The 6,680-nt window shown below is 67.7% G+C and carries 8 protein-coding genes; 5 read left to right on the forward strand and 3 right to left on the reverse strand.

Going from position 1 to position 6,680, the window contains the following annotated elements:
- Positions 1 to 1,035: Gfo/Idh/MocA family oxidoreductase (locus VNS22_RS10330; RefSeq protein WP_325732079.1), on the reverse strand; the 1,035-nt coding region annotated here is incomplete at its 3' end.
- A gap of 52 nt (positions 1,036 to 1,087) precedes the next feature.
- Between VNS22_RS10330 and VNS22_RS10335 the strand changes: the two genes are divergently transcribed.
- The 3 genes from VNS22_RS10335 (at position 1,088) to VNS22_RS10345 (ending at position 3,705) form a co-directional block, all read left to right on the forward strand.
- Entirely contained in the window at positions 1,088 to 1,249 is a 162-nt protein-coding gene (locus VNS22_RS10335) for a hypothetical protein (RefSeq protein ID WP_325732081.1), read from the forward strand.
- Positions 1,250 to 1,335: 86 nt separating this feature from the next.
- A complete protein-coding gene (locus VNS22_RS10340) occupies positions 1,336 to 2,379 on the forward strand; it encodes a LacI family DNA-binding transcriptional regulator (protein WP_325732083.1) in 1,044 nt (347 codons plus the stop codon).
- Between the two features lie 90 nt (positions 2,380 to 2,469).
- Positions 2,470 to 3,705, forward strand: coding sequence for an adenylate/guanylate cyclase domain-containing protein (locus VNS22_RS10345; RefSeq protein ID WP_325732085.1), 1,236 nt, complete (start codon positions 2,470 to 2,472; stop codon positions 3,703 to 3,705).
- Between the two features lie 12 nt (positions 3,706 to 3,717).
- Here the strand turns inward: VNS22_RS10345 and VNS22_RS10350 are convergent, their stop codons facing one another.
- Positions 3,718 to 4,335 (reverse strand): hypothetical protein, encoded by a 618-nt coding sequence (locus tag VNS22_RS10350; RefSeq protein WP_325732087.1) that lies wholly within the window; start codon positions 4,333 to 4,335, stop codon positions 3,718 to 3,720.
- A 537-nt stretch (positions 4,336 to 4,872) separates the two neighbouring features.
- Here VNS22_RS10350 and VNS22_RS10355 point away from each other — a divergent pair.
- Both VNS22_RS10355 and VNS22_RS10360 read left to right on the forward strand, forming a co-directional pair.
- A complete protein-coding gene (locus VNS22_RS10355) occupies positions 4,873 to 5,136 on the forward strand; it encodes a hypothetical protein (RefSeq protein ID WP_325732089.1) in 264 nt (87 codons plus the stop codon).
- 118 nt (positions 5,137 to 5,254) lie between these two features.
- Positions 5,255 to 5,494: a DUF4170 domain-containing protein gene (locus VNS22_RS10360; protein WP_325732091.1), complete on the forward strand. Its 240-nt coding sequence runs from the start codon at positions 5,255 to 5,257 to the stop codon at positions 5,492 to 5,494.
- 49 nt (positions 5,495 to 5,543) lie between these two features.
- Here VNS22_RS10360 and VNS22_RS10365 read toward each other — a convergent pair.
- Positions 5,544 to 6,680: class I tRNA ligase family protein (locus tag VNS22_RS10365; RefSeq protein WP_325732094.1), on the reverse strand; the 1,137-nt coding region annotated here is incomplete at its 5' end.

Raw genomic sequence — 6,680 nt, forward strand, 5'->3', positions numbered from 1 at the left:
GCCGGCCTCGACCAGCGCCATGGTCTTCACGTTGTCGGCGACCGACAGGGCAGGGGCGCTGCCGGTCTCGATCGCGTGCTGCAGCTGCTCCATCACGCCGATGAAGGCATGGGGGAACCAGTGCGTTTCCCAGCTGGGCTCCACCCACTTGCCGCCGGTGGCGCTCCTGGACGCGTAGCGCAGCGTGGAGGGCTGGCCGTGCGGCCAGCCGATCGTGCCCTGGGCCACGCCGTCGGTGCCTTCGACCCGCCACTTGATGTAGATGTCGCTGTCGAACCCTTCCTCGCGCGGCCCGGACCAGACGTCCTCCATCGACAGCGCGATCACGCCGGAGGGGAACTTCAGGGTCGAGATCGTGATGCCGTCCTGGTGCGGGAACCGGGTGCGCGGGTCCTGGCGGGCAGCCGTGTAGATCTCGCTCGGGTCGCCGAACAGGAAGCGCAGCACGTCCAGATGGTGCACGCTCATGTTGGACAGGGTCAGCCGGTCATACTCCGCCAGGAAGGTCTGCCAGTGCGGGATCGCCCGCATCTCGATGGTGGCGATCACCGGCTGGCCGAGCTCGCCCCGGTCCAGGATCTGCTTCAGGACCCGCATCGACTGGTCGTAGCGCATGTTCTGATTGACCGAGAGGACCTTGCCGGCCGCTGCTGCCTTGTCCCGCAGCGCCCGTGCCTCGTCGAGCGACAGGGCGAGCGGCTTCTGCGCCAGAATGCCCTTGATGTGCGGCTGTTGCAGGGCCAGGCGGATGAGCGCGGGCTGCTGGTCGGGCGGGAAGGCCAGGTCGAGGATCTCGACGCCCGGATCGGCGATCAATTCCTCCGGGGTGGCGTGGACCTTGGGGATGTCCCAGCGCTCCGCCACCTTCTGCGCCTTGGCCGGCGTGCGTGACGCGATGGCGCCCACCCGGAAGCCCGCCTCGCGATAGGCCGCCAGATGGCACTCGGCCATAATCATTCCGGCGCCGACCGCGCCGATCGTGAACCCGCGGCTGCGCACGGTGACGTCCGGCGCGAACCCCATGCTCCCGTTCATCCCTGTCTCCTGTGCGGGTCGGTGCAAGGCACGACCCGGAGCCGAGCGTCTCATGCGCGCCCTTCGCATCGAGCGAATGATGAAACCGGCAGCCAATGTCAATCATGACGACGCAAAATTGATCATAACGCCTCTGATGAGGCGAGATGAGGCGTCGTTACGCGGCGAGCATTCCATCAACGTGGCTGGCGGGACAGGAAATGATGTGTTTTGATGTCTTTCGTCAGCGCGGGTTCATGTGTGTTGGAGAGGTTCCGAATGATCCTTGTCGTCGTCGTCCAGGGCAGCTGAGCAGCGATTATGTCCACCAGTCTGCGGGTCGCCAGTGCGACCCTCGCCGACGTTGCCCGCGAGGCCGGCGTTTCCACTGCCACGGTCGATCGGGTGCTCAATGGCCGCCCGGGCGTGCGCGAACGCACCCGGGCACGGGTCCTGGGGGCGGCCGAGCGGCTGGGCTATCTCGGTGAACGCGGCACCACGCCCGCCGCGCCCGATACCGGCAACGTCCAGTTCGACTTCGTCCTGCCCGGCGGGCCCAACACTTTCATGGCGAACTTGGCCACGCTGATCGAGGCCGATGCCGCGGGCCGCGCCGGGGTGCGGGCGCGGCTGCACCGGATCGACGGCTTCGATCCCGACGCGCTGGCTGCCAGGTTGGAGGATCTGGCCGGCACCAGCCAGGGTGTGGGCCTGATCGGCCTGGACCACCCGGTGGTGCGTGAGGCGGTGCGGTCGCTGGGCACTGCGGGCGTGCCGGTGGTGACGATGGTGTCCGACATCAGCCACGTGCCACGGGCAGGCTATGTCGGGATCGACAACCGGGCGGCCGGGCGCCTCGCCGGCTACCTGCTGGCGCGACTCCACGGCAGCCGGCCGGGCCGGGTGGCCCTCTTTGCCGGCTCGCTTGCCTATCGCGGTCACGAGGAGCGGGAGATGGGCTTTCGCCACGTGCTGGCCGAGGAGTTTCCCGGCATCGAGATCGTGGCGCGCACGGAAAGCCGGGATGATTTCGAGCGGACCTATCAGGAGGCGCGCGACCTGCTGGCCCGCACCCCCGATCTCGCGGGCATCTACAATATCGGTGCCGGCAACCGAGGGATTGCGCGTGCGCTCGAGGAAGCGGGGCGGGCACGCTCGGTGCTGTTCATCGGCCATGAGGTGACCGAGCACACCAGGCGGTTCCTCCTGTCGGGCACGATGGACGCAGCGATCGACCAGAACCCACGGGTGGAGGCGCGCGAGGCGGTCCAGCGCCTGCTCGCCGCGGCCGCGGGCGACCTCGCCTTCCGAAGCTACATGGTGCGGATGCAGGCGGTGTTCCGGGAGAACATCCCCGACCATTGAGCCGGGCCGCTGCTTCATCCGCGCGACGGACCGGCCGTCCCTGGCTAGCATGGGCCGCTCGCGAGGGTGCGGCGGCAGGGGTGGCAGACATTGGAGCCGGCAGAGCATGGCCCGGATGACGGGCTGGTCGACCTGATCATCCGGCAGGTCGCCGAGGGCGGATCGCTGGCAGCATTGTTCAGCGCGCTGTGCGAGCGTCTGCTCCAGATCGGCCTGCCGGTCTGGCGGACCAGCCTCAGCATGCGCGCGATCGACCCGATCGTGACCGCGAGCTCGCTCTACTGGCACCGGGACAAGGGCGTGGGTGAGCCGGTGCGGTTCGGGCTGGCCGACCGGCTGGCCTACGAGCGCAGCCCGATCGCCCATGTGCTGGGCAATGGCCTGGGGGCTGCCCGCTGGCGGATCGAGAACGGTGAAGGCTGTGCCCGCTTCCCGCTCCTGGCCGAGCTGCGTGTTGCCGGCGGCACCGACTATCTGATGCGGATCGTGGGCTTCACCGGCCAGGTAGCCCTGCCGGGCATCGCACTCAGCATCGCCACCGACCGGCCGGGCGGGTTCACCCTGGCCGAGATCCGGCGGATGGACCAGATGCTGCCGGCGCTGGGCCTAGCCTGCCACCGCTTCGCTCTGGAAGGCACCCTTGCCGACGTGCTGTCGGTCTATCTGGGCCCCCGCACCGCAGGCCGGGTGCTGGCCGGCGAGATCATGCGCGGCACCGGCCGGCGGATCACCGCCGCCATCCTCCTGGCCGACCTGCGCGGCTTCACCGCTTTGTCCGCGCAGGCGGACCCGATGAAGGTGGTGGGCTGGCTGAACGAGCATCTGGAGGCGATGGGGGCGCCGATCGATGCTGCGGGCGGGGAGATCCTGAAGTTCACCGGGGACGGCCTGCTCGCGGTGTTCACGGCCGATGACGGGGCGGAACCCGCCGCATGCGCGCGTGCCCTGGCAGCGGCCGAAGCCATGCTGGCCGCCACCGCCGGCCTGAACCGTGCGAGGTGCCAGGCGGGGCTGCCGCAACTCGGGCTGGGCGTCGTGCTCCACCACGGCGAAGTGGTGTACGGCAATGTCGGTGCCGTGCGCCGGCTCGACTTCACGGCGATCGGACCGGCCGTCAACGAGGCCAGCCGGCTGGAGAAGTTGTGCGGCCGGCTCGGGCGCGAACTGCTCCTCTCGGGTGCTTTCGCCGTCCACTGCACGCGGCCGCTGCGCCGGATCGGCGCCTTCCGGCTGCGCGGGGTGAACACACCGATCGAGGTGCTGGAGCCGGAAGCGCCGTGGACCCGGGAGCGCGGCGACGCTCCCGGGCCACTCGAGACCGACTGAGCCAGCCGATCCCTAGTCGATGCGGCCGAGCGGGCCCTTGTCGTCCTGGAAGGTGCGGGTGTTCAGGATCTGCGGCCCGGCGTCATGCTCGCCGTTGAACGGCGTGACGATGTTCGGGCAGCCGGCTTTCTGCGCATCCTTGGGCGAGTTGAACCAGATGCCCAGATGCAGGGTGTGGATGGGCCTGAACGCCGGGTTCTTGTCCGCATCGGCCCTGTCGACCTTCGGTGCCGGCGCGACATTGGGTGCCACGGCGAAGGTTTCCCGGCTGAACCGGCTGATGAAGGTCTTCTTCGCCACGCCCTTCCAGTTGGTCTCCAGGTCGCCGACATACCAGGACACACCGAACGGGAAGTTCGGCACCTGGATGACGAACGCATCGAACTCGGTGCGCGGCGGCAGGCCGGCGGCGGTGATCGTCATCTGCTCTGCAAAGCCCAGCGACTTGATTGAGACATGTGCCACTGCATGGGGCGCGCACTTCTTCGGCAGGTTCTGCGATCGGACCATCTTGAACTGGGTGGCGCTGTCGGCCTGCGCTGCCGGCGTGGCCATGGCGGTGGCGAGAAGAACCAGTCCTGCCAGGGCGATACCGGAGGCGTGAATGGACTTCATGTGGTTGCGGGACATGACGATGCTCCATGGAAATGGTGCGGCAGGTAGGGATGGCTTGCCCCGAGCGTCAGGAGACGGAAGCCGGCGCTTCCAGGGCAATTGTCATGCATAGTCGGGGCAGGAACGTCCGGTTCTGGCAGGAATGTCGTTGGGCCTGACCGAGCCATCGGACGTCTGTGGAATATCCTAGCTGTATTGGCGAATTGTCTTCGTGATCAGGATCACATGCTTTCCGGAACTTGGCGTCAGGCAGCTGCATGGTATGAATGGCAGTGGACTTAGGCATTCAGCCAAGCATAGTCACATGCGGCCCGATTGTGCGAGAGGTGTATTATAGTTCAGTGAGGTTCACCGGTAAGCGTCGGATGGTATGATCAGTAGCCGATAATAGCGGCTGATCCGAAGTGGCTGACGGCATCAGAATTCGTGACTGCAAATATATTACGGCTTCGTCGGTATAATGGTCGCACCCCATGGAATTGCCATGACCGACATCGGTTCCGGCAGCTATGATCCAGTCAGGCTCGGCGCCAGCAGTCGGGGGAAAAGGCGATGAATAGGCTGTTGCTCGGTGACGAGATCGTTGTGAAGTCGATCTGTGCGGTGCCGAACGGGGCAATGCGCGCGACCGACCTGATCTGGACCGGGCGGGTCCGGCGCATCGAAGGCCCTGTGGTCACCATGAGCGTCCTGACCGAGGGTGGTGCCGAAGTCCTGCTGCAGGCGGACAGCGGCAATCTCGGCAGGGACGACCACGGCCGTTGGCAGGTGACCCTGCCCATGACCCACCGGTTGGTGGAACCGGCTCAGGCCTGAGCCGGGGGCCGAACGCGACAGCCGGTCGCAGCGGGCAGGACGGCGTTCCCTTCCGCTGCCCGTGCCTGCAGTCTGACGCGGTCCTGATCATCTGGCATCATCCCCCGGGACCGCCACCATGTCCAAGCAGCTCCTGCACCTCGTGTTCGGCGGGGAACTGATCGACCCGTCGCAGATCGAGTTCTCGGACCTCTCCAAGCTCGACATCGTCGGGATCTTTCCCAACTACGCCGAAGCGGAGAAGGCCTGGCGCGCCAAGGCACAGGCTACCGTCGACAACGCGCAGGTCCGCTATTTCGTGGTGCATCTGCATCGCCTGCTCGAGCCCGACCCCAAGCTGGTGACGCCGCAGTCCTGAAGCCGGACCGGCACTGGCAGGTGCCGGTCCGGTCGACTCGAGCTAGGGGTCAGAGCGCTGCCAGCGCCTTTTCCAGCCGTGTGGCGCGCTGGTCGAGTTCGCCCACGCGCGCCCGGGTCTCCTCGACCACGTCCGGGTCAGCCTTGGCGAGGAAGCCTGGATTGCGCAGCCGGCCGGCGGCCGCCGCGGAATCCTTCCGGGCCTTCTCGATCTCCTTGGCCAGCCGCTTGCGCTCCGCGTCCAGGTCGATCGCGCTGCCGAGCGGCAGCACGAACGTCGCCTCGTCCACCACGAGCTGGGCCACGCCGCCTTCGGGCCGCGCCGCATCCAGCGCGATGCTGCCGACCCGGGCCAGCCGCTCCAGGGCAGGGCGGTGGCGCTCCAGACGCGCGCGGGTGAGAGGGCTCGCTTCCTCGACCTGCAGGTCGAGCACCGCCGCGGCCGGGACGTTGACATCGGCGCGCGCGCCCCGGATGGCGGAGATCGCGCCGATCAGCCACTCGATCTCCGCCACCGCCTCGGCATCGTTCAGCCCATCCGGCAGCTCCGGCCAGGGATCGCTGATCAGCTGGCCATCTGCTGTGCCGAACAGCCGGGCGTGCAGTTCCTCGGTCACGAAGGGAGCCAGCGGGTTCAGGAGCTGGAGCACGTTGGCGAGCACGTAGCCCATGGTCCGCCGGGTCTCGGCCGCGGCCGCCTCGTCGTCACCGCCCTGGAAGAAGGGCTTGGCCAGCTCCAGGTACCAGTCGCAGAACCCGTCCCAGATGAACCGGTACAGCCCCATCGCCGCATCGTTGAAGCGGTAGGAGGCCAGTGCCTCGGTCACCTCGCTGGCAGTGGTGGCAAGCCGGCCCAGGATCCAGCGGTTGAGCTGCTGCCTGGCCGAACGCGGATCGAAGGCCGGATCGAGCACGACGCCGTTCAGCTCGGCGAAGCGGCAGGCGTTCCAGAGCTTGGTGACGAAGTTGCGGTAGCCCTGGACGCGAGCCTCGCCGAACTTGATGTCCCGGCCCTGCGCGAGCGAGGCCAGGATGCCGAAGCGCAGCGCATCCGCGCCGTACTGGTCGACCAGGTCGAGCGGGTCGACCACGTTGCCCTTGGTCTTGGACATCTTCTGGCCGCTCTCGTCGCGGACCAGGCCATGGATGTAGACCGTGCGGAACGGCACGTCGCCCATGAACCAGCA

The organism is Geminicoccus sp. (assembly GCF_035556675.1).
Lineage (GTDB): Bacteria > Pseudomonadota > Alphaproteobacteria > Geminicoccales > Geminicoccaceae > Geminicoccus.